The organism is Amycolatopsis nigrescens CSC17Ta-90 (genome assembly GCF_000384315.1).
GTDB lineage: Bacteria > Actinomycetota > Actinomycetes > Mycobacteriales > Pseudonocardiaceae > Amycolatopsis > Amycolatopsis nigrescens.
This window is the reverse complement of the sequence record NZ_ARVW01000001.1, coordinates 2,496,269-2,521,087: the sequence shown is the minus strand read 5'-3', so window position 1 is coordinate 2,521,087 and position 24,819 is coordinate 2,496,269. Positions and strand designations below refer to the sequence as shown.

24 protein-coding genes are annotated in these 24,819 nt (G+C 70.0%); 11 read left to right on the top strand and 13 right to left on the bottom strand.

The genetic code is table 11. From position 1 onward, the window contains the following. From meaB to AMYNI_RS0111650, 4 genes are all read left to right on the top strand, one after another. A complete protein-coding gene (meaB, locus tag AMYNI_RS0111665; protein WP_026360327.1) occupies positions 1-1,005 on the top strand; it encodes a methylmalonyl Co-A mutase-associated GTPase MeaB in 1,005 nt (334 codons plus the stop codon). A gap of 51 nt (positions 1,006-1,056) precedes the next feature. Further along, the gene (locus AMYNI_RS0111660; protein WP_026360326.1) at positions 1,057-1,359 is read left to right on the top strand and encodes a hypothetical protein; all 303 of its coding nucleotides are present in this window, start codon (positions 1,057-1,059) and stop codon (positions 1,357-1,359) included. A 235-nt stretch (positions 1,360-1,594) separates the two neighbouring features. Further along, positions 1,595-2,893: a M20 family metallopeptidase gene (locus tag AMYNI_RS0111655; RefSeq protein WP_020668191.1), complete on the top strand. Its 1,299-nt coding sequence runs from the start codon at positions 1,595-1,597 to the stop codon at positions 2,891-2,893. A 198-nt stretch (positions 2,894-3,091) separates the two neighbouring features. Continuing rightward, the gene (locus tag AMYNI_RS0111650) at positions 3,092-3,991 is read left to right on the top strand and encodes an endonuclease domain-containing protein (RefSeq protein WP_026360325.1); all 900 of its coding nucleotides are present in this window, start codon (positions 3,092-3,094) and stop codon (positions 3,989-3,991) included. A 65-nt stretch (positions 3,992-4,056) separates the two neighbouring features. Here the strand turns inward: AMYNI_RS0111650 and AMYNI_RS0111645 are convergent, their stop codons facing one another. Further along, positions 4,057-4,509, bottom strand: coding sequence for a gamma-glutamylcyclotransferase (locus AMYNI_RS0111645; RefSeq protein WP_084628357.1), 453 nt, complete (start codon positions 4,507-4,509; stop codon positions 4,057-4,059). Between the two features lie 152 nt (positions 4,510-4,661). Here AMYNI_RS0111645 and AMYNI_RS0111640 point away from each other — a divergent pair, with 152 nt between their 5' ends. The 4 genes from AMYNI_RS0111640 (at position 4,662) to AMYNI_RS0111625 (ending at position 7,761) form a co-directional block, all read left to right on the top strand. Continuing rightward, entirely contained in the window at positions 4,662-6,065 is a 1,404-nt protein-coding gene (locus AMYNI_RS0111640) for an NAD(P)H-quinone dehydrogenase (RefSeq protein WP_020668188.1), read from the top strand. Positions 6,066-6,067: 2 nt separating this feature from the next. Beyond that, positions 6,068-6,538: a hypothetical protein gene (locus tag AMYNI_RS0111635; RefSeq protein ID WP_020668187.1), complete on the top strand. Its 471-nt coding sequence runs from the start codon at positions 6,068-6,070 to the stop codon at positions 6,536-6,538. 127 nt (positions 6,539-6,665) lie between these two features. Continuing rightward, a complete protein-coding gene (locus AMYNI_RS0111630) occupies positions 6,666-7,151 on the top strand; it encodes a hypothetical protein (RefSeq protein ID WP_157357328.1) in 486 nt (161 codons plus the stop codon). Next, positions 7,144-7,761, top strand: coding sequence for a class F sortase (locus tag AMYNI_RS0111625; protein ID WP_169515737.1), 618 nt, complete (start codon positions 7,144-7,146; stop codon positions 7,759-7,761). Before AMYNI_RS0111630 ends, AMYNI_RS0111625 begins: the two co-directional genes overlap by 8 nt. Positions 7,762-7,805: 44 nt before the next feature. Here the strand turns inward: AMYNI_RS0111625 and glpK are convergent, their stop codons facing one another. Further along, positions 7,806-9,314, bottom strand: coding sequence for a glycerol kinase GlpK (gene glpK / locus AMYNI_RS0111620; protein WP_020668184.1), 1,509 nt, complete (start codon positions 9,312-9,314; stop codon positions 7,806-7,808). A 19-nt stretch (positions 9,315-9,333) separates the two neighbouring features. After that, positions 9,334-10,080 carry an MIP/aquaporin family protein gene (locus tag AMYNI_RS0111615; RefSeq protein WP_020668183.1) on the bottom strand — a complete coding sequence of 249 codons (747 nt, stop codon included), beginning with the start codon at positions 10,078-10,080 and terminating at the stop codon, positions 9,334-9,336. A 239-nt stretch (positions 10,081-10,319) separates the two neighbouring features. Between AMYNI_RS0111615 and glpD the strand changes: the two genes are divergently transcribed. Then, on the top strand, positions 10,320-12,059 hold the full coding sequence (glpD, locus tag AMYNI_RS0111610) for a glycerol-3-phosphate dehydrogenase (RefSeq protein ID WP_020668182.1): 1,740 nt from the start codon (positions 10,320-10,322) through the stop codon (positions 12,057-12,059). Between the two features lie 74 nt (positions 12,060-12,133). On the opposite strand, the gene AMYNI_RS0111605 is transcribed toward glpD, so the two are convergent. The 6 genes from AMYNI_RS0111605 to AMYNI_RS0111580 all read right to left on the bottom strand — a co-directional run bounded on the left by AMYNI_RS0111605 (position 12,134) and on the right by AMYNI_RS0111580 (position 17,582). After that, entirely contained in the window at positions 12,134-13,633 is a 1,500-nt protein-coding gene (locus AMYNI_RS0111605; protein ID WP_040406803.1) for an AMP-binding protein, read from the bottom strand. Between the two features lie 11 nt (positions 13,634-13,644). Continuing rightward, on the bottom strand, positions 13,645-14,184 hold the full coding sequence (locus AMYNI_RS0111600; protein WP_020668180.1) for a GNAT family N-acetyltransferase: 540 nt from the start codon (positions 14,182-14,184) through the stop codon (positions 13,645-13,647). 26 nt (positions 14,185-14,210) lie between these two features. Beyond that, positions 14,211-14,612: a DUF1707 SHOCT-like domain-containing protein gene (locus tag AMYNI_RS0111595; RefSeq protein WP_020668179.1), complete on the bottom strand. Its 402-nt coding sequence runs from the start codon at positions 14,610-14,612 to the stop codon at positions 14,211-14,213. Positions 14,613-14,621: 9 nt separating this feature from the next. Continuing rightward, complete coding sequence (locus AMYNI_RS0111590) at positions 14,622-15,239, bottom strand: DUF1707 SHOCT-like domain-containing protein (RefSeq protein WP_020668178.1); 618 nt, start codon at positions 15,237-15,239, stop codon at positions 14,622-14,624. Positions 15,240-15,365: 126 nt separating this feature from the next. Further along, complete coding sequence (locus AMYNI_RS0111585; protein ID WP_020668177.1) at positions 15,366-17,174, bottom strand: acetyl/propionyl/methylcrotonyl-CoA carboxylase subunit alpha; 1,809 nt, start codon at positions 17,172-17,174, stop codon at positions 15,366-15,368. Positions 17,175-17,297: 123 nt separating this feature from the next. Then, positions 17,298-17,582 (bottom strand): SAV_915 family protein, encoded by a 285-nt coding sequence (locus AMYNI_RS0111580; RefSeq protein ID WP_026360321.1) that lies wholly within the window; start codon positions 17,580-17,582, stop codon positions 17,298-17,300. A gap of 70 nt (positions 17,583-17,652) precedes the next feature. On the opposite strand from AMYNI_RS0111580, the gene AMYNI_RS0111575 reads away from it, so the two are divergent. Continuing rightward, positions 17,653-18,360 (top strand): hypothetical protein, encoded by a 708-nt coding sequence (locus tag AMYNI_RS0111575; protein WP_051116304.1) that lies wholly within the window; start codon positions 17,653-17,655, stop codon positions 18,358-18,360. A 68-nt stretch (positions 18,361-18,428) separates the two neighbouring features. Here the strand turns inward: AMYNI_RS0111575 and AMYNI_RS0111570 are convergent, their stop codons facing one another. After that, a complete protein-coding gene (locus tag AMYNI_RS0111570) occupies positions 18,429-19,787 on the bottom strand; it encodes a dicarboxylate/amino acid:cation symporter (RefSeq protein WP_020668174.1) in 1,359 nt (452 codons plus the stop codon). Positions 19,788-19,905: 118 nt separating this feature from the next. Next, complete coding sequence (locus tag AMYNI_RS0111565) at positions 19,906-20,523, bottom strand: Maf family protein (protein ID WP_020668173.1); 618 nt, start codon at positions 20,521-20,523, stop codon at positions 19,906-19,908. A gap of 121 nt (positions 20,524-20,644) precedes the next feature. On the opposite strand from AMYNI_RS0111565, the gene AMYNI_RS0111560 reads away from it, so the two are divergent. Continuing rightward, positions 20,645-22,504 (top strand): glycoside hydrolase family 3 protein, encoded by a 1,860-nt coding sequence (locus tag AMYNI_RS0111560; protein ID WP_084628356.1) that lies wholly within the window; start codon positions 20,645-20,647, stop codon positions 22,502-22,504. 53 nt (positions 22,505-22,557) lie between these two features. Here AMYNI_RS0111560 and AMYNI_RS0111555 read toward each other — a convergent pair whose 3' ends face one another. Beyond that, positions 22,558-24,147, bottom strand: coding sequence for a DHA2 family efflux MFS transporter permease subunit (locus AMYNI_RS0111555; RefSeq protein ID WP_020668171.1), 1,590 nt, complete (start codon positions 24,145-24,147; stop codon positions 22,558-22,560). Beyond that, on the bottom strand, positions 24,128-24,769 hold the full coding sequence (locus AMYNI_RS0111550) for a PadR family transcriptional regulator (protein WP_020668170.1): 642 nt from the start codon (positions 24,767-24,769) through the stop codon (positions 24,128-24,130). The genes AMYNI_RS0111555 and AMYNI_RS0111550 overlap by 20 nt, the downstream gene beginning before the upstream one ends. Between the last annotated feature and the right edge of the window lie 50 nt (positions 24,770-24,819).

Here is a 24,819-nt window from a genome sequence, read left to right as displayed (position 1 = left end):
ATGGCGCGGAAACTCGAGGTCGCGGACTACGCCAAGGGTGTGCTCGCGGGCGATCGCGGCATCCTGTCCAGGGCCATCACGCTGGTCGAGTCCAGCCGTGCCGATCACCGCGAGCAGGCGCAGGAGCTGCTGGTGGAGCTGCTGCCGCAGGCCGGCGGCGCGCAGCGAGTCGGCATCACCGGCGTGCCCGGAGTCGGCAAGTCGACTTTCATCGACCAGCTCGGCACCGACCTGACCACGGCCGGGCACCGGGTGGCGGTGCTCGCGGTGGACCCGTCGTCCACCCGCACCGGCGGCAGCATCCTCGGCGACAAGACCAGGATGGCCAGGCTCGCGGTCGATCCGGCCGCGTTCATCCGGCCGTCGCCGACCTCGGGCACGCTCGGCGGGGTGGCCAGGGCGACCCGCGAGACGATCGTGCTGATGGAGGCCGCCGGCTACGACATCGTGCTGGTGGAAACGGTCGGCGTCGGGCAGTCCGAGGTGACCGTGGCGAACATGGTCGACTGCTTCCTGTTCCTCACCCTCGCTCGCACCGGCGACCAGTTGCAGGGCATCAAGAAGGGCGTGCTGGAGCTGGCCGACGTGATCGCGGTGAACAAGGCCGACGGCGAGCACGAGCGGGACGCGAAACGGGCGGCGCGGGAGCTTTCCGGAGCGCTGCGGATGATCTACGGCCCGGACGCGGACTGGACCCCGCCCGTGCTGACCTGCAGCGCGTTGCACGACCTCGGGCTGGGCACCGTGTGGCAGCAGATCGAGCGGCACCGGTCCGCGCTGGAGTCCACCGGCGGGCTGGTCGCGAAACGGCGGCAGCAGCAGGTCGACTGGACCTGGTCGATGGTCCGGGAGCAGCTGCTGACCAGGCTGGCCGGGCATCCCGACGTGCGTGAGTTAGTGCCCGAGGTGGAGCGGGCCGTGCGGGCCGGTGAGCTGACCGCCACGCTGGGTGCCGAACGCATTCTGCGAGCATTCGGTGGTGGGCATTCGCCGACTGGCGGATGACGCGGCAGGCCAGGGGCGGGACAATGTGCCCGTCGTGCGGAGGGAGTCAGGGTGGTAGCGAAAACGCGCGCCTCGGTGCTGGCGCTGGTGCTCGGCCTGCTGGTGGTGCTGGGCGCGCCGGCCGCCGTGGCGCAACCGGCGGCTGAGGTGCGGCAGCCGGTCGCGGCCGCGGTCGCACCGGTGCTCGCGCAGGACCAGACGCCGGTCCCCGGCCCGACGATCGACCCGGCCGAGAGCCAGCGGGCGGACAGCGAGGAGACCAGGAACAAGATCATCGTCGGCGTGAGTGCCGCGGTGTTGCTGCTGCTCGTGCTGTGGGGACGCAAGGTGCGCAAGGGTAAGAAGGCCTCCTAACCGGGACGGGTACGCCCACCGGGCCGGGCCGCCGAACCGGCTACAGCGAGACTGAACTCGTCCGGCCGTTCAGCGCAGATCCACTACCGGCCGTCTCCGCTTGAGGGGAGCTCTACCCGTTTGCCTCTTGCATGGGGCACGATTGTCTGCAAATGCGTACGACAATCACTACCCAACGTCAGGCCCGTCACGTGCGGAGCAACGTGGCCGCCCCCGTTGTGGACGGAGGTGCGGCGTGACCGTGCTCGACTCACGGCCGGAGACCCCAGGTGATCCCGATGGCAGGCCCGGCGCCTCGATCGGGGGGTCCGAGGCGCTGATCACCCCCAGCGGCGTCAGCATGGCACGTGTGCGGGACATCGGTGCAGGTCGCGGGCCATTCTGGCTGGACGAATGGCTGCGCGCGAACGCGGCGGACGTGGTCGCGTGGCGCCGGCACATCCACGCCCACCCCGAACTTTCCCGCCGCGAGTACGGCACCACCGAGCTGGTCGCCGGGATCCTGCGCTCGGCCGGGCTGAAGCCGTCCGTGCTGCCCAGCGGCACCGGCCTGATCTGCGACATCGGCAGCGGGCCCGCCTGCGTGGCGTTGCGGGCCGACCTGGACGCGCTGCCGCTCACCGAGGCCACCGGCCTGCCGTTCTCGTCCACTGTGGACGGTGTCGCGCACGCCTGCGGGCACGACGCGCACACTTCGATCCTGCTCGGCGCGGCGATGGCGCTGGCCTCCGCGCCCGAGCTGCCCGGCCGGATCCGGCTGATCTTCCAGCCCGCCGAGGAGGTCATGCCGGGCGGTGCGCTGGACGCCATCGCGGCCGGCGGCCTCGAAGGCGTGGACCGGATCTTCGGCCTGCACTGCGACCCGCGGGTCGAGGTCGGCAAGGTCGGCACCCGGATCGGCGCGCTGACCTCGGCCGCCGACCTGATCGAACTGCGGCTCACGTCGCCGGGCGGGCACACGTCGCGGCCGCACCTGACCGCGGACCTGGTGCACGCGCTGGGCACGGTGATCACGTCGTTGCCGGCGCTGCTGTCCCGACGGGTCGACCCGCGTTCGGGCACCGTGCTGGTGTGGGGTGCCGTGCACGCCGGTGAGGCTGCCAACGCGGTGCCGCAGGACGGTGTGCTGCGGGGCACGCTGCGCACTGCCGACCACGAGGTGTGGAGCCAGCTGGAGCCGCTGGTGGCGTCGTCCGTGGAGTCCCTGCTGGCGCCGACCGGGGTCGGCTTCTCGCTGGACTACCGGCGCGGCGTGCCGCCCGTGGTCAGCGACCAGGAGAGCACGGCGGTGCTGCGCGCCGGCGTCGAAGCCGCCCTCGGCGACGACGCGCTGACCAGCACCGAGCAGTCCTCCGGCGGCGAGGACTTCGGCTGGTACCTGGAGCACGTGCCCGGCGCCTTCGCGCGCCTCGGCGTCTGGCCCGGCGAAGGCCCCCAGCGCGACATCCACCGCCCGTCCTTCGAACTCGACGAGCGCGCCCTCCTGGTCGGCACCCGCGCCATGGTCCACATCGCCCTAGCCGCCCTCGCCTAACCCGCGAGTCCCACCCTCGCGCACCCCGAGTCCCACGCTCGGGGCGCGCGAGTTCCACACTCAAGCCCGGCGAGTCGACCATTCGAACTTGTCAACTCGAAGGCCGCCCGATCCACCGAGTTATCCACAGGCGCTCGAGTTGTCCACAGATTCGCGGGCTTGCCCCCCGTTGCTCACTGCTGGCGACAGAGTGCATGCATGGTGTCATTACCGGATGGCCTGCACGGCGCCTACCTACGCTCTGAGCTGGGCTCTTTGCTAGGCCGCGTCGCACTGGAAGCCGCCGTCACCGACCGGCGGCTAACGCCTTTTTCCCGAAATGTCCTTGTGGATCCGCGGCGATCCACAGAGTTACGCACACGGGCAGCCGCGTCCCTGTTGTACGCCGGTCCGGAGGCGGCGCTGAGCGGGCACACCGCTTTGGCCATGTTCGGATGTTCCACTGCCGACTCCGCGCCCGTGCACGTTTTGCTGCCCTATCACCGCAAACTCCGTGCCCGCCCCGGCATCGTGGTGCACTACGGCACTCTCGCGGAGCAGGATGTGGTGGTTTTGGACGGCCTTCGGGCTACCGCGATGGATCTGGCGCTGGCCGAGGTACTGAGCCGCGACAGCAGAAGGGCAGGGCTCGCCGTGGCAGATCAGTTGCTCGGTCTGTTGCCGGAGCACGCCAGGGCCGATTTCCGTGCCTGGACTGAAGAGCGCATTCAGACGAGGCCGGACCCCCGTGGCCGCCGGCAGGCGAGGGCGCTGCTGGACTTGGCGACCGGCTTGGCGGAGTCGCCGCGGGAGAGCTGGACGCTGCTGGCCCTGGTGGACGGCGGTCTGCCGGTTCCGGCTCAGCAGTACCAAGTGCTCGATCTATCCGGTACAGAGCTCTATCGCCTCGACTTCGCCTGGCCGGAAATACGGGTCGCTCTCGAATACGACGGCTACGAAGCGCATGAAGGGCGTGAGTTGCGGGACGAGTCCCGCGACGCCGACTTGCGCAAGCGTGGCTGGATCGTCATTCGGGTCGGCGCGGCGGAACTGAAGGAACCGGCTCGGATGGTCGCGGCTGTCACCGCGGCTTTTCGTCGACGGGGACTGGCGGCTTGAACGAATGTGGAACTCGCCGGGAACGAATGTGGAACTCGCGGGGCGTGAAGGTGGGACTCGCGGGGTTAGGGGGAGATGCCGCGGCAGGGGCGGGTGCGGAGGGCTTCGACGTAATCGGCGGGGGCGGCGGCGGCTTCGGCGGCGTCGGCGAGGACGCCGAGGTAGCGGGCCGAGGGCAGGCCGCCTTCGTAGGCATCGAGTACGTAGAGCCAGGCGAGCACGGAGCCGTCCATGGTCTGCACGCGCAGCCGGATCTTGTTGTGCACGCCGAGCTCGCCGCCTTCCCAGCGGTCGAGGCCGGCCTCGTCGAGCGGGGTGACGTCGTAGAGCACCACGAACACCCGCGAGCCGGGGTCCTCGACGATGGTCGCCAGCGCGCCTTCCCAGCCGATGTCCTCGCCGCCGAAGGTCAGCCGCCAGCCTTCCAGCCAGCCGGTGCCGGCCATCGGCGAGTGCGGGGCTCGCTCCATCATCTGGGCGGGTTCCATGTTGGACCCATACGCGGCATACAACGGCACGCCGACAGCCTAGCGACCTCATCCTCACCCGATAGGACGCATGGGGTGTGTCGGCCGGGAACCTGCTCGATCGTGTCCGGCCCCCGGTGGCCGCGAAACCCCATCCAAGTAACGTGGGCGGCGGCCCGGACCAGCATGAAGGAGGACCAAAGGTGACCAGGATCGTGATCATGGGCGGCGGCCCAGCCGGTTACGAGGCCGCACTGGTCGCCGCCCAGCACGGCGCCGACGTCACGGTGGTGGAGCGCGACGGCCTCGGCGGCGCGTGCGTGCTCTACGACTGCGTGCCCTCCAAGACCTTCATCGCTTCGTCCGGCGCGCTGGCCAACATGCACGGTCTCGGCGAGCTCGGCATCAGCACCGACATGGGTGACACCAGGCTCGACCTGCGCACGGTGCACGGCAGGGTGAAGGGCCTCGCGCTCGCGCAGTCCGCGGACATCAGGGCCAGGGTGCAGCGCGAAGGCGTGCACGTGGTGGCCGGTGAAGCCCGCTTCTGCGACGACGAGCCCGGCCTGGCCACGCACAAGGTGGCGGTCCGGGCGCCGGACGGTCAGACCAGCGTGCTGGACGCGGATGTGGTGCTGATCGCCACCGGGGCGACGCCCCGCGTGCTGCCCGGCGCGGTGCCCGACGGCGAGCGCATCCTGGACTGGCGCCAGCTCTACGACCTGCCCGAGCTGCCGGAGCACCTGGTGGTGATCGGTTCGGGGGTGACCGGCGCGGAGTTCGCTTCGGCCTACACCGAGATGGGCGTGAAGGTCACCGTGGTCTCCAGCCGCGACCGGGTGCTGCCGCACGAGGACGCGGACGCCGCCGCGGTGCTGGAGGAGGTCTTCTCCCAGCGCGGCACCACGGTCGCCAAGCACGCCCGCGCGGACAAGGTGGAGCGCACCGCGGACGGGGTGGAGGTGCATCTCACCGACGGCAGGGTGATCGAGGCCAGCCACGCGCTGATGACCGTCGGTTCGATCCCGAACACCACCGGCATCGGCCTGGAGAAGGTCGGCATCGAGCCGGGGCCGGGCGGCTTTCTCACCGTGGACCGGGTTTCGCGCACCACGGTGTCCGGCATCTACGCGGCCGGTGACTGCACCGGCGTGCTGATGCTCGCCTCGGTGGCCAGCATGCAGGGCCGGATCGCGATGTGGCACGCGCTGGGCGAGGGCGTCGCGCCGATCAAGCTGAAGACGGTCGCGGCGAACGTGTTCACCCATCCGGAGATCGCCACCGTCGGGATCAGCCAGCAGGCCATCGACTCCGGTGAGGTGCCGGCCCGCACCATCATGCTGCCGCTGGCCACCAACGCCAGGGCGAAGATGGAGGGCCTGCGCCGCGGGTTCGTGAAGCTGTTCTGCCGCCCTGCCACCGGTGTGGTGGTCGGTGGTGTGGTGGTCTCGCCGAACGCCAGCGAACTCGTCCTGCCGATCGCGCTCGCCGTGCAGAACCAGCTGACCGTGGAACATCTGGCGCTGACCTTCTCGGTGTACCCATCGCTGTCCGGTTCGATCACCGAGGCGGGCCGCCAGCTGATGCGCCACGACGACCTGGACTGACCATGTACCGCAAGCTCGCCCTCGCCTTCGCCGTTCTCCTCGGGGTGCTGGCCGGTCCCGCCGTGGCCGGGTCCGCGCAGCAGCCGGAGACCCCGGACTGGGCCGGCAGCGTCCAGCTCAACCAGGACACCGCGGCGGCCACCGGGCTGGTGAACAAGTACAGCTTCGACGACGTCAACGTCGCGCTCGGCGGCTGCCTGGCACCGGCCGCGGGCACGCTGACAGCACCCGATTCGACCCGGTTCTCCTCGCCGGTGCTGCGATTCAGCGACTACACCTTCGAGCCGTTCGCGAGCGCGCCGGGCAACGTCAGTGCGACCGCCGAATTGGTCGCGGGCACGGCACCGGGTTCGTATCCGCTGACGATGTCCTGCAACGGCCAGGACCACACGGTGACTTTCACCGTCGAGCGGCAGGTGCGGAAGGTGCCGGACGGCGCGGTATCCGCCGGTGGCGGCGGCACCGCGCGCTGAGAAAGTCCGGCCTGGCAACCCTGCGAAGGCCGCGTGCGTCTTGCTGGTGAACCGCCGGGGAATTCTCCGGCGGCCGATTCTCGCTGATCCGAATTCCGCTGTCGAATGCGGAAGAATGGGGTGTGCGATGAGCTATCGGAGTTTGGCAGCCGCCTGCTGCCTGATAATGGCGCTGACGCCGGTCACGGCGTTCGCCGCCACCGAAACGACAACACCGACCAAGCCGACCGAAACGACCAAGCCGAGCGACCCGATGCCGATCCCGGTACCGATTCCGATCACCGTGACCCCGGCGCAGGGAAAGCCGGGCACGAAGGTGGTCGCGTCCGGCTGTCATCCACCGCGCGGGACCTCCGCCGCGATCGACTTCGATTCGGACGTTTCCCAAGGGGTGGCGAAGGGCGTGGTGAAGAATGTCAAACCGGGCCGCTACGACGTCACGCTGTTCTGCCACGTGATGGGCTCCCTGCCCAAAGAAGGCCACGCCACGTTCACCGTGCTCGGCACGGAGTCACCGGCGCCGCCCGCGCCACCGGTGTCCTCGCCGGGGAAGCAGGTGGCGAAGGTGCCCTCAGGTGCGCCGGAAACCGGCGGTGGAGCGTTGGGTGACTAGTCCGCGAACAGCGGGCCGCCACGGGCGCACGCTCGCGGCGGTCCTGCTGCTCGGCCTGGTTTCGTTGGCGGGCTGTGGTTCCGGAGGTTCCGGCGGCTCCGACACAGCACCCGCGGCGCCGCCGCGAGTGGACCCGCCCGCCGCCGTGCCCACTCCGGCGGAGCGTCCGGAACCGGCCGCGGTGGACGTGCCCAAGATCGGCGCGCATTCCACCCTGGTGCCGCTCGGGCTCAATCCGGACAACACGATCGAGGTGCCGCCGGTGACCCAGCCGATGCAGGCAGGCTGGTACTCCTACGGTCCGGCGCCGGGCGAAACCGGGCCCGCGGTCATTCTCGGTCATGTCGACGGGGACAAGCAGCCGGGGATTTTCTACCGGCTCAAGGAAATGGCGCCGGGTGACGCGGTGCGGGTGTCCAGAAAGGACGGATCCAGCGTGGACTTCGTGGTGCGGCGGGTGGAACAGGTGGACAAGGACGAATTCCCCACGGACGCGGTGTACGGCGACACCGCTGCACCGGAATTGCGGCTGATCACCTGCGGCGGCGGTTTCGACCGGACCGTGCGCAGTTATCGGGACAACATCATCGTTTACGCGGCTCTGGCCTGAGCGGGGAAGGCCGCCGGGTGCATTCCGGCGGCCTTCCCGGTAGCTCAGTCGGATTCCACCCAGTCGAAGGTCTTGGTGACGGCCTTCTTCCAGGCGCGGTACTCGGATTCGCGGCGGGACTCGTCCATCGACGGGTCCCACTGCTTGTCCTTGGCCCAGTTGTTGCGGATGTCGTCTTCGCTCGCCCAGAAGCCGACCGCGAGCCCGGCCGCGTAGGCGGCGCCGAGCGCGGTGGTCTCGTTGACCACCGGCCGGATCACCGGCACGCCGAGGATGTCCGCCTGGAACTGCATCAGCAGCTCGTTCACCACCATGCCGCCGTCCACCTTGAGCGACTTCAGCGGCACCCCGGAGTCGGCGTTCATCGCGTCGATCACCTCACGCGACTGGAAGGCGGTGGCCTCCAGCACGGCACGCGAGATGTGCCCCTTGTTCACGAACCGGGTCAGCCCGACGATCGCGCCGCGGGCGTCGGAGCGCCAGTACGGGGCGAACAGGCCGGAGAACGCCGGCACGAAGTAGGTGCCGCCGTTGTCCGACACGCCACGGGCGTGCTCTTCGATCTCGGCCGCGGAACCGATCAGGCCGAGGTTGTCCCGCAGCCACTGCACCAGCGAGCCGGTGACCGCGATGGAACCTTCCAGCGCGTAGATGGTGTCGTTGGAGCCGATCTTGTAGCAGACCGTGGTGAGCAGGCCGTTCTGCGAAAGGACCTTCTCGGTGCCGGTGTTCAGCAGCACGAAGTTGCCGGTGCCGTAGGTGTTCTTGGCCTCGCCGGGGGACAGGCAGGCCTGGCCGAAGGTGGCCGCCTGCTGGTCGCCGAGGATGCCGGCGATCGGCACCCCGGCGAACGCGCCCTTCGCGCGGACCTTGCCGTACTCCTCGGAGGACGAGCGGATCTCCGGCAGCATGGACAGCGGGATGCCCATGTCGGCGGCGATGCCCTCGTCCCAGGACAGCGTGTCCAGGTCCATCAGCAGGGTGCGCGACGCGTTCGTCGGGTCGGTGACGTGTACCCCGCCGTCGGTGCCGCCGGTCATGTTCCAGAGCACCCAGGTGTCCATATTGCCGAACAGCAGGTCGCCCGCTTCGGCGCGCTGCCGGACACCGTCCACATTGTCCAGAATCCATTTGATCTTGGGGCCGGAGAAGTAGGTGGCCAGCGGTAGCCCGGTCTTCTCGCGGTAGCGCTCCTGCCCGCCGCCGAGCGCGCCGAGCTCGGCCACGATCTTGTCGGTCCTGGTGTCCTGCCAGACGATCGCGTTGTACACCGGCTTGCCGGTCTTGCGGTCCCAGACCAGGGTGGTCTCACGCTGGTTGGTGATGCCCACCGCGACGATGTCGCCCGGCGTCAGGTCCGCCTTGGCCATCGCGCCGGCGGCGACCGCCCTGGTGTTCGACCAGATCTCCTCCGCGTTGTGCTCCACCCAGCCCGCCTGCGGGAAGATCTGCTCGTGCTCCCGCTGGTCCACGGCGACCACCCGGCCGGAGTGATCGAAGATCATGGTTCGGGTGGACGTGGTTCCCTGGTCGATCGCGGCGACGTAGGTCATTGCGCTCCTTACAGTTGGCTCAGGCGGTCGGGTAGACGAGGTACAGCAGCGCGGCCAGCGCGCCGCCGACGAGCGGGCCGAGCACCGGGATCCAGGAGTAGCCCCAGTTCGGGTTCGCCTTGCGCTTGATCGGCAGCATGAACGCATAGGCCAGCCGCGGGCCGAGGTCACGGGCCGGGTTGATGGCGTAGCCGGTCGGTCCGCCGACCGAGGTGCCGATCACCAGCACGACGAAGGCGACCCCCGCGTAGCCGAGCGCGCCGTTGCCGAACTGCGGGATGCCGTCCTTGTCCGCCTGCGCGACCGGGCTGAACAGGATCCACGCGACCAGCACGAAGGTGCCGATGATCTCGGTGACCAGGTTCCACGCCTTGTTCGGGATCTGCGGTGCGGTGGAGAAGACGCCGAGCGTTTCCTCCCGCGCCGGGTGGTCGTCGAACTGGAGCTTGTACGCCGCCCAGCACAGGATCGCGCCGAGCATGGCGCCGATCATCTGTGCCGCCATGTACACCGGCACGGTGTTCCACGGGGTCTTGCCGGCGACGGCGAGGCCGAGCGTGACCGCGGGGTTGAGATGCGCCCCGCTCGGGTCGGCGATGCTCGCGCCGGCGAACACCGCGAAACCCCAGCCGATGTTGACGAACAGCGGGCCGCCGCCGTTTCCGTTGTTCTTGCGGAGTACGTGGTTGGCCACCACCCCGTTACCGAGCAGGATCAGCACCGCCGTGCCGAGCAACTCCCAAAGGAAAATCGAGCCCGCGTCCATATAGTCGTCCTCCGCCGTTCGAAACACACCTTGCGCAGGGTCGACTACTGCTAGCACCGGCGCCATTGCCGACCCACGATTGGGGGAACGGTACCCACTGATCAGTGATCATTCCAGCGACCGGCTGCCGCAATTTTTCGCGCCGGGGGAGCGTTGTGCCACACGTCTTGCGGCGTGGAGATGCGCGGATGGCGAAGCATGCGATGCTGGGGACGTCCGAGAGCTAGGGAGGAACGTCAGTGGCCGAGTCACAGCGCGAAGTACAGGCCGGTCCGGCAGAGCTCGGCCCGGTCAGCCGGGAGAACTCCTGGCAGCGGCTCGGCAAGGAGACCTTCGACCTCGTCGTCATCGGTGGCGGTGTGGTCGGCGCCGGCACCGCGCTGGACGCGGCCACGCGCGGACTGCGGGTCGCGCTGGTGGAGGCGCGCGACCTGGCGTCGGGAACGTCCAGCCGCTCCAGCAAGCTCTTCCACGGCGGGCTTCGATACCTGGAGCAGCTCGAGTTCGGGCTGGTCCGCGAGGCGCTGCGGGAACGGGAGCTGATGCTCACCCGGCTGGCGCCGCACCTGGTCAAGCCGGTCGCCTTCCTGTACCCGCTGACCCACCGGGTGTGGGAGCGGCCGTACACCGCGGCCGGGTTGTTCCTCTACGACAGCATGGGCGGGGCGCGTTCGGTGCCCGGCCAGAAGCACCTGACCAGGGCCGGCGCGCTGCGCATGGTGCCGGCGCTGAAGCGGAACGCGCTGGTCGGCGGGATCCGGTACTACGACGCGCAGTCCGACGACGCCAGGCACACGATGACCGTGGCGCGGACCGCCGCGCACTACGGCGCCGTGGTGCGCACCTCCACCCAGGTGGTCGGTTTCCTGCGGGAGGCGGACCGGATCTCCGGGGTGCGGGTGCGTGACGTCGAGGACGGCAGGGAGACCGAGATCCAGGCCAACGCGGTGATCAACTGCACCGGGGTGTGGACCGACGATCTGCAGCACCTTTCCGGCAGCCGCGGCCGGTTCCGGGTGCGCGCCAGCAAGGGCGTGCACATCGTGGTCCCGCGCGACCGGATCGTGTCGGAGGCCGGGATGATCCTGCGCACCGAGAAGTCGGTGCTCTTCGTCATCCCGTGGCGCAACCACTGGATCGTCGGCACCACGGACACCGACTGGAACCTGGACCTGGCCCATCCCGCGGCCACCAAGCACGACATCGACTACCTGCTCGAGCACGTGAACTCCGTGCTGGCCACCCCGCTCACGCACGACGACATCGAGGGCGTGTACGCCGGGCTGCGCCCGTTGCTGGCCGGGGAGAGCGAAGAGACCTCGAAGCTGTCCCGCGAGCACGCCGTGGCCAGGGTCGCGCCGGGGCTGGTGGCCATCGCCGGCGGCAAGTACACGACCTACCGGGTGATGGCCGCGGACGCGGTGGACGCGGCCGCGGTCGATCTGCCGGGACGGTCGCAGTCCTCGATCACGGACAAAGTGCCGCTGCTCGGCGCGGACGGCTACCACGCGCTGGTCAACCAGGCCGACCATCTGGCCGCCGAGCACGGGCTGCACCCGTACCGGGTCCGGCACCTGCTGGACCGCTACGGCTCGATGGTGCACGAGCTGCTGGCGCTGGCCGCGGGACGGCCGGAGCTGCTGCGCCCGATCGAGTCCGCGCCGGACTACCTGGCGGTGGAGGCGGTGTACGCGGCCAGCCACGAAGGCGCGCTGCACCTGGAGGACGTGCTGGCGAGGCGGACCAGGATCTCCATCGAGTACCCGCATCGCGGCACCGACTGCGCGGAGCAGGTGGCCAAGCTGGTCGGCGAGGTGCTCGGCTGGTCGGCGGAGACCATCGCGCACGAGGTCGAGGTGTACAACGCCAGGGTCACCGCGGAACGCGAGTCGCAGACCCTGGACAGCGACGAGTCGGCGGACGCCCGTCGCGTCAATGCCCCCGAAGCCCGTTCCCGCCTCGCCGAACCCGTCACCTGAACCGCGATTGGGACACGCCCAACGTGACGTTTGGCCAATAGAACGAGCCAAACGTCACGTTGGGCTCGTTCGGGTCAGGCGATGGGGCGGGGGTGAGGGGTCCAGTAAGGGGTGCGAAGGGCTTTTTTGTCGATCTTGCCGAGTGGGGTGAGCGGTAGCGCGTCGGTGAACTCGACGGTGGACGGCACGAAATGCTCCTGGCCGAAATGGGCGCGGGCGTGCCGCTGGAGATCGGCGGGATCCAACGCGCCGGCTGGGACGACGACCGCGTGCACGGCCTCACCTTCGCCGCCCGCGCCGGGGATCCCGATCACGGCGACCTGGCGGACCAGCGGATGGCGGGCGAGCGCGTCCTCCACCACAGTCGAGTAGACCTTCGTGCCGTGCTCGCCGGTGATGATCACGTCGACGGCCCGGTCGAGCAGGTACAGGTAGCCGTCGTCGTCGAAACGGCCGATGTCGCCGGTGTGCAGCCAGCCGTCGGTGAAGGCGGCGGCGGTGAGCGCGGGATCGCGGTAACCGTCCATCAGGGACAGACCCTGCACCAGCACCTCGCCGTCGTCGCCGATCTTGGCCGCCATACCGGGCACGATCCGGCCCACCGAGCCGAGCCGCTCGGGGTGCCCGTCCAGCTCGGCGGCGGTGATGGTGGCGATCATCGGCGCTTCGGTGAGCCCGTAGCCCTGGCCGACGATCGGCCCGAAGACCTCGAGCGCCTGGCTCAGCCGCTCGGTGGACAGCGGGGCGGCGCCGAGCGAGAGCGAGCGCAGGCTGCTCAGGTCGGTGTCCGCGAGCGCGGGATGGTCGAGCAGCTGCGCCAGCCTGGGCGGGGTCAGCGAAAGCGCGGTGATCCGGTCGTCGTTGATCGAGCGCAGCACCGCGGTCGGGTCGAAACCGTTGTGCGGCACCACGGTGTCCCCGCCGAGCAGCGCGCCGAGGGTGGCCGCGTTGCCGGTCATGTGCGACATCGGGGCGGTCACCAGTATCCGGCCCGGCCCGGCCGGATTCGGCCGGAAGATCCGCGCCATGCCTTCGTAGGTGCCGCCGTGCTCGATCAGCTTAGGGGTGCCGGTGGTACCACCGGTGGGGAAGATCGTGACCACCCCGCTCGGCAGGTCGAGCGGGGATTCTCCTGATGCGGCAAGAAGATCCGGGGTTCCCGCCGGCAGTGACCCCGCGGAGCCGGCCGGCCCGATGGACAGCGGCGCCCTGGTGCCGATCAGCTCGTCGATCCGGCCCGGCTCCCGTTCGGGGTCGACGATCAGGGTGGTGGCACCGGCGGCGCGCAGCGCGGCCAGCCGGTCCGGCAGGCTGGAGGACGCGCTGATCAGCAGCACCCGCGCGCCGCGCAGCTGGGCGGCGAGCTGGACCAGCACGGTCTCCGGGCGGTTGCCCGCGAGCACCGCGACCACCTCGCCCGGCACCGTGTCCGGCAGTGCGTGATGCAGCCGGCGCAGTAGCCGGTAGCAGTCCCGGTAACTGATCTCCTTGCCGCGGAAGAGGAACGCGGGCCGGTCACCGCCGTCGTGGAGCAGTGCCAACAGGTGTGTGAGGAAGAAACTCGGCTCGCTCATGTTGTCCCAGCTCAGCACTCGCCGGGGTCGATCACCCAGCGCATGCTCGGCCCGAGCTGCGGATGCCGGGTGTGCGCCGGCCCGAGCAGGCGGAATCCGCAACGCTGCGCCACGGCCCGTGAAGCCACGTTCTTCTCGGAGTGCACGTAGGACACTTCGCGCAGACCGAGCGCACCGGCGCCGAAGCGCAGCACGGCGGTCAGCGCGGTCACCGCGACCCCGCGGCCGCGGGCGGCCGGATGCACCCAGATCGAGGCCTCCGCCTTGCCGGCGTCCAGGTCCAGCCGTTTGAGTCCCACCTCGCCGAGCAGGGCGCCGGTGGTCGGCTCGGCCACGCACCAGGAGCAGCGCCGGCCGGCGGCCCATTCCGCTGCCCGCTGCCGCACGTAGTCTCCGGCCTGCGTCAGATCCGCCAGGCTCAGCGCGGGCTCGAAACGCCGGAACTCGGGATCGGCGAAGGCTTCGAACAGCGCCGGCCGGTCGTCCATCCGGTCGTCCGCCCGGAGTGGACGCAGGTAGTAGTCACCGGCGTTGATCTCGATGGGTTCCACTGTCGCGAGACTAGAGCAGCGGCCGGTCAGCGCCGACGGCGGTTGAAGATCACGAAGGCGATGATGAGCGGGACGATCAGGAAGCCGGGGAAGAACACCACCCGGCTGGCGGCGAAGATCAGGCCGACCAAGAGCACCGCCGCGATCGGCACGGCGAACCCGGCCCGCCACGGCGTCGCCAGCGCGCCGGAGGACTGCGGCGCGGGCACCGGCGGCGGCGCGGTGGGTAGCAGCACGGACGGCCGGGGCGCCGGCAGGTCCGCGAACAGCGCCGCCAGCTCGCTGCGGCGCTTGGCCGCGGTGGCCTTGGCCGACCGGTCGCCGAAGTCGTCGATGTCCAGCCGTCCGGTGCGGACGTGCTCGCTGAGCGCGTCGAGTGCCTCTTCGCGGTCGGCGTCGCTGAGGCGCAGGTCGGGTCGGTCGCTCATGGTCGCGGCCTAATGTTCGAGGCCACGGCGGCGGTCCCGCAGCTCGCGACGGAATTCCTGCCGGTCACGGTGCCTCTCCCGGTGCCACTCACGCTGACGTTCGATGTGTTCGCGGTGCCGTTCACGCTGATGCTCATGGTGCTCGCGGTGCCATTCGTGGCGGCGGCCCCGGCGGCCGCGTTGCCAGTCCTCGCCCCACAGGCCGCCGCCCACCGCGCCGATCGCGGCCGGCAGCAGGAACCACCACCAGCCGCCGAGCACGAAGAACAGCACCACGCCGACCATTGCGGCCAGCGGCACCGCGGCCGCCACCAGCCGCTGCTGCAGCGGCCGGTCCGCCCATTGCGCCGGGGTCGCGGGCTTCGCTTCGGCCGCCGGTTCGACGGTGCCCTGGCTTTCGGCGGCGGGGGCGAGCACGGTGCCGTCGAAGCTGGGATGCGGCTGCGGCAGGTCGGCGAAGATCTCGGCGAGCTCGCCCCTGGTCTTCGCCGCGGTCACCCGCGCGGACCGGTCCCCGTACTCGTCCAGCGTGATCCGGCCGACGCTCATGTGCTCGCCGAGCGCGCGCAGGGCGGACTCGCGGTCGACGTCGCTGATCCGCAGCTGCGGTGAGGGAACCTCGTTCACCTTTTCGATGGTAGGCCGGTTCGCCCGGCCGCACCCAGGACAACTGAGCTGTTTCTCAGCCTGTGCCGTAACCGTCACGCGCCGGAAAGGGACTCCGGCGGACGTTTCGGCAGTTTGCGGGAACCCTCAGTCCTTGAGTTCCAGCAAAGCGGTGCCCTGTGTCACAGCGGCACCCACCTCGACCGACAGCCCGGTGACGGTGCCCGCCTTGTGTGCGGTGACCGGATTCTCCATCTTCATGGCTTCCAGCACGACGATCAGCTCGCCGGCCGCCACCTGCTGGCCCTCTTCCACCGCGACCTTGACGATGGTGCCCTGCATCGGCGCGGTCACCGCGTCGCCGCTGACCGCCGCCTTGCCGCCACCGCCGCGCTTGCGCGGCTTGGCCTTGGCCGCCGCCGCGCCACCGCCGGCGCCGGGAGCGCCGCCGCCGAGCGCGAGGTCACCGGGCAGCGAGACCTCCAGCCGTCGCCCGCCGACCTCCACCACCACGTTGTGCCGCGGCTGCTCGTCCTCGGCCACCTCGGCGGCCGCGGTGAACGGCTCGATCCGGTTGTCGAACTCGGTCTCGATCCAGCGGGTGTGCACGTCGAAGGAGTCGCCGGAGCCGACGAAGGCCGGGTCGCGCACGATCGCCCGGTGGAAGGGCAGCACGGTGGCCATGCCCTCGGCCACCATCTCGTCCAGCGCGCGGCGGCTGCGCTCCAGGGCGTTCTCCCGGTCCGAACCGGTGACGATCAGCTTGGCCAGCATCGAGTCGAACTGCCCGCCGATCACGCTGCCGCTCTCCACCCCGGAGTCGACCCGCACGCCGGGCCCGCTCGGCGCGACGAACCTGGTCACGGTGCCGGGCGCGGGCAGGAAGTTGCGGCCGGCGTCCTCGCCGTTGATGCGGAACTCGATGGAATGCCCGCGCGGCTCGGGGTCCTCGGTGAAGCGCAGCTTCTCGCCGCGTGCGATCCGGAACATCTCGCGGACCAGATCGAGGCCAGTTGTCTCTTCGGACACCGGGTGCTCGACCTGCAGCCGGGTGTTCACCTCCAGGAAGGAGATGGTGCCGTCCACCGCGACCAGGTACTCCACCGTGCCGGCACCGAAGTAGCCGGCCTCCTTGCAGATCGCCTTGGCCGAGGTGTGGATCCGGGCCCGCTGGTCGTCGGTGAGGAAGGGCGCGGGCGCTTCTTCGACCAGCTTCTGGTGCCGCCGTTGCAGCGAGCAGTCGCGGGTGCCGACCACGATCGCGTTGCCGTGCTTGTCCGCCAGCACCTGGGCCTCGACGTGCCGGGGCTGATCCAGGTAACGCTCCACGAAGCACTCACCGCGGCCGAACGCGGCCACCGCCTCGCGGGTCGCCGACTCGAACAGCTCGGGGATCTCCTCCTTGGTACGGGCCACTTTCAGCCCGCGGCCGCCGCCGCCGAACGCGGCCTTGATGGCCACCGGAAGGCCGTGCTCTTCGGCGAAGGCGATGATCTCGTCCGCGGTCTCCACCGGGTCCTTGGTGCCGGGCACCAGCGGCGCGCCCGCCTTCAGCGCGATGTGCCGCGCGGTCACCTTGTCCCCGAGGTCGCGGATCGCCTGCGGGCTCGGCCCGATCCAGGTCAGCCCGGCGTCCAGCACGGCCTGGGCGAAGTCCGCATTTTCGGAGAGGAAGCCGTAACCGGGGTGCACGGAGTCCGCGCCAGCGCGCTTGGCCACGTCGAGCAGCTTGTCGAAGACCAGGTAGCTCTCGGCCGCGGTGCTGCCGCCCAGTGCGAAAGCCTCGTCGGCGAGCCGGACGTGCGGGGCGTCCCGGTCGGGGTCGGCGTAGACGGCGACGCTGGTCAGGCCCGCGTCCCTGGCCGCCCGGATCACCCGGACCGCGATCTCGCCGCGGTTCGCGACGAGAATTTTCGTGACCGGTCCGCCCTCGATCGCGCTGGCCTGCTCGGGCACGCCCTACCTCCTGTGTCGATGAGCCGATGGGCCCAGGGCGTCGCACCGGCACGCCTGTGGACCTCGCAGCAGTTTACGTACCCGTGGGTCGGTCTGTGCTGAGAGGCGGCTCACTCATCACGGTCACACCGCTTGGTGGCCGTACCGCAGATCCTCCGGGAGCTGGGCGTCGAGCAGGATAACGTCGTACGGTTGAGCGGCGTACAACTTTGGCAGGTTCCCGCTGGTCACCAGCACCCAGGCCTGGTGTTCGCCGCAGCAGGCGACGAGCCGGTCCAGGGCGGAGTAGGCGAGCAGGGCGAGGCGGCCGTCGCCGGTGCGGCGCAGCTCGATGCTGGACTCGGTGTTGCCGTTCCGATGTGGCGTGGTCGGCACGTAGATGACCGGGGGCAGTTCAGGATTTGTCACGGTAACAACATAGACGTGCGCTCTCAGTCATCTCGCATACGCTCTGGGGAGAGGGGTTAGGAGGGGTCTCGTGTCTCGGTCGGTGCTGTGGACGGCGCTGCTGGCCGCGGTGGTCACCGCGGCCGCGCTGGTCAGCGTGGTGCTGCTGCGGTCGCAGGCGACGGACCACCAGGGCTTCCAGTCCGCCGGCGAGGCGGTGGCCAGCGGCGTGACTCCGCTGCCGGGCTCGGAATGCGGGGCGGGACCGTGTCAGGTGCTCCGCAGCGTGGAAGTGCACGGGGAGTCGGTGGAGCTGCTCGCGGATGCCGAGGGCGGCACCGGGCGGGTCCGGATCGGCGGGGCCACCTCGAAGATGGTGCTGGAGACCAGCATCACCGCGCTCGGCGTGCGGCTCAACGGGGACTCGCTGAGCTGCTTCGCGGCGGGCGTCTCGGCCTGTCTCGTCCGCGGGCCGCACGACGGCGGCATGGTGGGCGAGGTGCTGGTGTCGCGGGAGGGCAACTGGCGGGCGTCGGAGAAGCCGTACTTCTCGGACGCGGGCAGCATCGTGCTCGCCAACGTCACCGGTGATGACGCGGCGGAGGTGGTCCGGGTGCAGCACGAGTGCTCCGACGCGCAGGCCAGCGCCGGCAAATGCCAGGTGACCCCGGTGCACGCCGAGGTGTTCGACCTCGGCGGCAAGCAGGTCGGCTGCAGCCGGGGCTACACGTCGCCGTCGCAGATCCGCGGCTGGCCGGACATCCGCCTCACCGCCGCCGACCTGCGCCCCTGCCCCTAAAACGGCAAATAGCCGGCTTTTTGCCCTTTCGGATAAGGGCAAAAAGCCGGCTATTTGCGGGGTTGGGGTTAGGCGGGGGTGGGGGTAGGGGATTTGCTGGGGGCGGAGCCGGTGTCGGTGAGCAGCGGGGGCACGCTCGGGCCGTGCAGGACATCCTCGTCCAGCAGGTTTTCGCCCCTGGCCACGATGGTCGGCACCACGATCTGGCCGGCCACGTTGGTCGCGGTGCGCATCATGTCCATGATCGGGTTGACCGAGTAGATCAGCGCGATGCCCAGCGCCACCTGCTGCGGGTTCAGCCCGATCACGGTGGTGGTCAGGGTGAGCGCGGTCAGCCAGCCGGTGGTGCCGGCGGTGGCCAGCGCGCCGAGCACGGCGACCACCACGATGCCGATGTACTGGCCGATGCTCAGCGAAACCCCGGAGATGTTCGCGATGAAGATCGCGCCGATCGCCGGGAACACCGCCGCGCAACCGTCCATTTTGGTCGCACTGGCCAGCGGGGTGGCGAAACCGGCGTAGGCGGGGTCCACGCCGAGGTTCACAGTGGACTGGCGGGTCAGCGGCAGGGTGGCGCCAGAGGACTGGGACACGAAGGCGAACTGGATCGCGGTCCACGACTTGGCGAAGAACTTCGCCGGGCTCACCTTCGCGACGAACTGCAGCAGGATCGGGTAGACCACCAGCAGCACCAGCAGGCTGCCGACGTAGACCGCGACCGTGATGGACAGCAGGGGCCGGAACAGCGCGTCGCCGTAGTTGGCCACCGCGGCGCCGATCAGGCCGAGGATGCCGATCGGGGCCAGCCGCACGATCCAGCCGAGGTAGCGCTGGATGATCTCGAAGACGCTGGTCGTGAAGCTCACGAACGGCTTGGCGCGCTCACCGAGGCTGTACGCCGCGGCGCCGACGATGACCGCGAGGAACAGCACCTGCAGGGTTTCGCCCTCGGCGAAGGCGCTGAAGAAGTTCGAGGGCACGATGCCGTCGATGAAAGCGTCCCAGGAGCCCCAGTTGTCCACGCTCTGGGCGGCCTTGTCCGCGTTCTTCGCGGTCGCCACCACGCCTTCGCCGAGTCCGCCGCTGCCCGGGTTGAACAGCTTGCCGACGGCGATGCCGATCAGCACCGCGATGAACGAGGTGATGGCGAACCAGAGCACGGTCTTGCCGCCGAGCCTGGCCGCGGTCCGGCCGCCGCCGAGGTGGCGCAGGCTGTTGATGCCCACCACGATCGCGGTGAAGACCAGCGGGATGACCGCTATCTGCAGCAGCGTGGTGAACACGGTGCCGATCTTGCTCAGCGTCTCGGTCAGCCATTCGGCCTCGGTGGTCCTGGCGATGATGCCGAGCACCGCGCCGACGACCAGCGAGCCGATCACGGCCGCGGCGAAGACCCTGGGCTTGGTGTAGGTGCGTATGAAGGACACGGGCTCGCTCCGGAGGATGAATGGTTCCTTATGTGCCGGACGTGACTAACGTTCGGCAACGGGGAACTCTTCCGCATCACCCATTCGTGTGGAGCATCTCTCAGGATGTGAGAAAAGTTCAGCGCCAGAGGTCGATCACGCTGACGCCGACCTCGGCGAGCAGTTTCCTGGTCAGCGGCAGGCTGATGCCGATCACGCTGGACGGGTCGCCGTCGATGCCCTCCACGAACCAGCCGCCGAAGCCGTCCAGGGTGAACGCGCCGGCTACTCCCAGTGGTTCACCGGTGGCGAGATAGGCGTCCAGCTCGTCCGGGCTCGGCTCGGCGAAGCGGACCGTGGTGGCGTGGCTGCCGGTGGCGAGGCCGTCCCGCCTGCCGTCGGTCAGGCGCACCACCGCGTGCCCGGTGAGCAGCTCGCCGGTGCGTCCCGCCATCGCCGCCCAGCGTTCGCGGGCCACTTCCGGACTGCCCGGTTTGCCGACCATCGCACCGCCGATGGACAGCATCGAGTCGCAGCCGACCACCACCGCGTCGCCGTGCGTGGCGAGCACTTCGCGGGTCACGGCTTCGGCCTTCGCGGCGGCCAGCGCGGTGACCAGCTCGGCGGGCGAAGGGTCGGTCAGGGTCGCGGCGACCGCGTCCTCGTCCACACCGGACACGACGACGCTCGGGTCGATGCCCGCGGCGCGAAGCACCCCGAGCCTGGCGGGAGAGGCGGAGCCCAGCACGAAACGCACGGTGCGCAGCGTAACCGGTCGGTTTCCGGCTGGGCCGTTAGAGGGAAGGTCTGGACCAGGGGTGCGCCGGAGGCTACTTTGTTGTGGCTCGCAACATATCGAGTCTCCTCCGGAGGAACCGATGACGTCTCGCCTCCGCGTCCGAAGAAAAGCACGCCGGACGCAAACCTTGCTGCTCACGGGCCTGTTCCTGACCAGCGCGGTGCTGGCGCCGGTGACCGCCTCGGCCGCGCCGAAACCGATCTACCAGGACCCGAAGCAGCCGGTCGCCAAGCGGGTGGACGATCTGCTCCGCCGGATGAGCCTGGACGACAAGCTCGGTCAGATGGTGCAGGCCGAGCGCAACGGGGCCACCCCGGCGCAGGCCGCGCGGCTCCGGCTCGGCTCGATCCTGTCCGGCGGCGGCTCCTCGCCCGCGCCGAACACGGCCGAGTCCTGGGCCAACACCTACGACGCCTACCAGCGGGCCGCCGTGGACACGCCGCTGGGCATTCCCACCATCTACGGGGTGGACGCGGTGCACGGGCACAACAACGTCTGGGGCGCGACCGTCTTCCCGCACAACGTCGGCCTCGGCGCGGCGGGCGACCCGGCTCTGGTGCAGAAGATCGGCAGGGCCACCGCCGAGGAGGTCTCCGCCACCGGCATCGACTGGGACTTCGCGCCCTGCCTGTGCGTCGTGCGCGACGAGCGCTGGGGCCGGTCCTACGAGTCGTTCGGCGAGAAGCCCGAGGACGCGATCCGCAACTCGACCGTCATCAACGGGCTGCAGGGCGGCTCGCTGAACGGCCCGGCGTCCGTGCTGGCCACCGCCAAGCACTTCATCGGCGACGGCGGCACCACCGGCGGCGACGACCAGGGCAACACCGAGATCAGCGAGCAGGAGCTGCGCGCGGTGCACCTGCCGCCGTTCCAGGAGGCGATCAAGCGCGGCGTCGGCTCGGTGATGGTCAGCTACAACAGCTGGAACGGGGTCAAGGACCACGGCAACAAGTTCCTGATCACCGATCTGCTGAAGAACGAGCTGAAGTTCGGCGGGATCGTGGTGTCCGACTGGAACGGCATCGACCAGATCGACGGCCAGACCGGGTTCACCGCGGCCGAGGTCAGCCAGTCGGTCAACGCCGGCATCGACATGTTCATGGTGCCCCACGACTACGTGAAGTTCCTGACCCTGCTGCGCGCGGAGCTGAACGCGGGCCGGGTGGCGCCTTCGCGGATCGAGGACGCGAACCGCCGCATCCTGACCAAGAAGTTCGAGCTCGGCCTGTTCGAGCGGCCGCTGACCGACCGTTCGTACCTGGAAACGGTGGGCAGCAAGGAACATCGCGACCTGGCCAGGCAGGCGGTCCGCGCGTCGCAGGTGGTGCTGAAGAACGACGGCGTGCTGCCACTGGCCAAAAAGGACAACAAGATCTTCGTGGCCGGCAAGAACGCGAACGACATCGGCAACCAGGCCGGTGGCTGGACGATCTCCTGGCAGGGCCAGAGCGGCCCGGCGATCCCGGGCAGCACCGTCCTGGACGGCATCAAGGCCGCGGTGGGCAAGTCCTCCACGGTGACCTACGACCGCGAGGCCGACGGGATCGACGCCGGCTACCAGGCGGCGGTCGTGGTGGTCGGTGAGACCCCGTACGCGGAAGGCGCCGGGGACCGGCCAGACGACCTCAGCCTGGACGCGGAGGACCTCACCACCCTGGCCAAGGTCAAGGCGACCGGGGTGCCGGTGGTGGCGGTGCTGGTGTCCGGGCGTCCGCTGGACATCGCGAAGCAGTTGCCGCAGTGGAACGGTTTCGTGGCTTCTTGGCTGCCCGGCAGCGAAGGGGCCGGTGTCGCGGACGTGCTCTTCGGCGACTACAAGCCGACCGGCAAGCTCGCCGTCTCCTGGCCGGATTCGGTCGCCCAGGAGCCGGTCAACGCCGGCGACGGCAAGACTCCCTTGTTCCCCCACGGCTTCGGCCTCACCTACCCCCGCCGCTGAGTCATTGTCCGTGAAGGGCACCTTGCCTACGTTGAAGGTAGGCAAGGTGCCCTTCACGGATTGGTGGGCGTGAGGGCGGGGGAGTGGCGGCGGATGGTGAGGGCGAAGGCGGCGCCGGCGAGCAGGACCGCGATCGGCAGCAGGAGGGTCACCTTCGCGGCGCTGGTGAGTCCATTGTGGATCACATCGGCGCCGAGCCGCTGGAACTGCGCGGCCACGTCCGCCGGTAGGCCGGGCGGCGCGGTGGCGGCCGCACCGCCGAACTCGCTGTTCGAAGCGGCCGCGTCGCGGATGCCCTCCAGGAACCCGGTGCGGTACTCCGGGGGCAGGCTCTCCGCCGCGTGCCGCGCCTCGGCGGTGGTGGACGCGGTGACCCTGGCTTGCATCAGCACCCCGGTGACCGCGCTGCCGAACACCCCGCCGATCTGCCGCGCGGTGTTGTAGATCCCGGACGCGGTACCGGTGAGCTCCGGCGACACCGAGCCCATGGTCACCGTGCCCATCGGCGAGAAGATGCAGCCGACCCCGAGCCCGATGACCAGCATCGCGGGCACGAAGGCCAAGGGTGCGGTGGTGGTCTGCGCCTGCGCGGCGAGCACGCCGAGCCCGGCGGCCAGCGCGACGAGCCCGGCCATCAGCAGGTACTTGGGGTTCGTCCGGTCCGAGAGCAGCCCGGCGAACGGGGCCACCCCGGCCGAGAGCAACGACATCGGCAGCATCAGCAGCCCGGTTTCGGTGGGGGAAAGCCCGAGCACTGCCTGCAGGTAGAGCATCAGCGGCAGGTTCATCGCGATCAGCGCGAAGCCGACCACCGCCGAGGAGATCGTGCCCGCGGTGAAGTTGTGGTTGGCGAACACCCGCAGCGGCAGCAGCGGTTCCTTGCGGTTGAACCGCTGCCACAGCACGAAACCGGCCAGCAGCAGCACTCCGGCGCCGATGATCTCGAAGACGGTGACCGAGCCGGTGACCACGCCCCAGTCGTACTGCTGTCCATTTTGGACACCGAAGACCAGGCAGAACAGGCCGGCCGCGGAGAGCAGGATGCCGAACAGGTCGAAGGAGTGCGCGTGCCTCGGCTGCCAGTTCGGCACCAGCGCCAGGGTGAGCACGATCGCGACCAGTCCGATCGGCACGTTCACGAAGAAGATCCACTCCCAGCCGAGGTGGTCCACCAGCACCCCGCCGAGCAGCGGGCCGGTGATCGTGGCCAGCCCGGCGATCCCGCCCCACATGCCCATCGCCGCACCGCGCTGGGCCGGCCCGAACAGGTGTGAGATGAAGGCCAGCGTCTGCGGGGTCATCATCGCCGCGCCGAGGCCCTGCGCGGCGCGGGCCGCGATCAGCATCTCCGCGGTGCCGGACAGTCCGCACCAGAGCGAGGCGCCGGTGAACACGACCAGCCCGGCCAGGAAGACCTGCCGCGGGCCGAACCGGTCGCCGAGCCTGCTGGAGAGCAGCATCGGCACCGCGAAGGTGAGCAGGTAGACGCTGGTCACCCAGACCACCGCGTTCAGTCCGGCGTCCAGTCCGGTGAGCATCGCCGGAATCGCCACCGACACGATCGTGGTGTCCAGCAGGATCATGAACAGGCCGAGGCACAGCGCGCCGAGCGCGGCCCAGGGGTTAACTCGCTTCGTGTTCATCGCCGTCTCTCCGCTCGTCGGTGACGAGGCTCAGTCCCCGGGGGTGGTCGCGGCCGGCGTGCTGCCAGGCCAGCTCGCCCGACTCGATCTCCGCGACCAGCCGGTTCGTCCAGTCCAGCTCGAACCGGCGGCGCTCGGCGTAGAACTTCCAGTCCAGCCAGTAGATCTCCGGTAGCTCGCGTTCGCGCAGGTGGCCGGTGATCACGTCGTCGGAGGCGACCCCGGCGGCAAGGCGCAGCGCCCTGTTGCGCAACTCGACCAGCACCTCGTCGGGGTCGAGGTCGTCCAGCACGCTGAGCCCGCAGGCGAACTCCGGGTACTCGTCGGCGACCGTGCTGAGCATGGCCTTGCCGCGTTCGACGAAGGCGTCCTTGCCGGCCTGGGTCATCCCGTAGACGGTGCGTTCCGGGCGGCGGCCCTCCCGCTGGACGGTGACCACCTCGATCAGCCGCTGCCCCTCCAGGCGCTCGACCGTGTGGTAGAGCGAGCCAGCCTTGACCGGGATCCGCAGGCCCATGTGCCGCTCCCGCATCAGCTGGGCCATTTCGTAGGGGTGCATCGGCTTCTCGTGCAGCAGCTCCAGCACCGCCATCGCCAGCGGCGTCAGCTTCGAGCCCGCCATCCGTACTCCCTCCGCGCCGTTTATTCCACGCGGACTATACGGCCCGGGCT

Excerpts from the sequence above, each read along its gene's own strand:
- meaB (WP_026360327.1), top strand. The coding sequence starts at position 1 with ATGGCGCGGAAACTCGAGGTCGCGGACTACGCCAAGGGTGTGCTCGCG.
- AMYNI_RS0111650 (WP_026360325.1), top strand. The coding sequence starts at position 3,092 with ATGGTGTCATTACCGGATGGCCTGCACGGCGCCTACCTACGCTCTGAG.
- AMYNI_RS0111635 (WP_020668187.1), top strand. The coding sequence starts at position 6,068 with ATGTACCGCAAGCTCGCCCTCGCCTTCGCCGTTCTCCTCGGGGTGCTG.
- AMYNI_RS0111630 (WP_157357328.1), top strand. The coding sequence starts at position 6,666 with ATGAGCTATCGGAGTTTGGCAGCCGCCTGCTGCCTGATAATGGCGCTG.
- glpK (WP_020668184.1), bottom strand. The coding sequence starts at position 9,314 with ATGACCTACGTCGCCGCGATCGACCAGGGAACCACGTCCACCCGAACC.
- AMYNI_RS0111615 (WP_020668183.1), bottom strand. The coding sequence starts at position 10,080 with ATGGACGCGGGCTCGATTTTCCTTTGGGAGTTGCTCGGCACGGCGGTG.
- AMYNI_RS0111605 (WP_040406803.1), bottom strand. The coding sequence starts at position 13,633 with ATGAGCGAGCCGAGTTTCTTCCTCACACACCTGTTGGCACTGCTCCAC.
- AMYNI_RS0111595 (WP_020668179.1), bottom strand. The coding sequence starts at position 14,612 with ATGAGCGACCGACCCGACCTGCGCCTCAGCGACGCCGACCGCGAAGAG.
- AMYNI_RS0111560 (WP_084628356.1), top strand. The coding sequence starts at position 20,645 with ATGACGTCTCGCCTCCGCGTCCGAAGAAAAGCACGCCGGACGCAAACC.
- AMYNI_RS0111555 (WP_020668171.1), bottom strand. The coding sequence starts at position 24,147 with ATGAACACGAAGCGAGTTAACCCCTGGGCCGCGCTCGGCGCGCTGTGC.
- AMYNI_RS0111550 (WP_020668170.1), bottom strand. The coding sequence starts at position 24,769 with ATGGCGGGCTCGAAGCTGACGCCGCTGGCGATGGCGGTGCTGGAGCTG.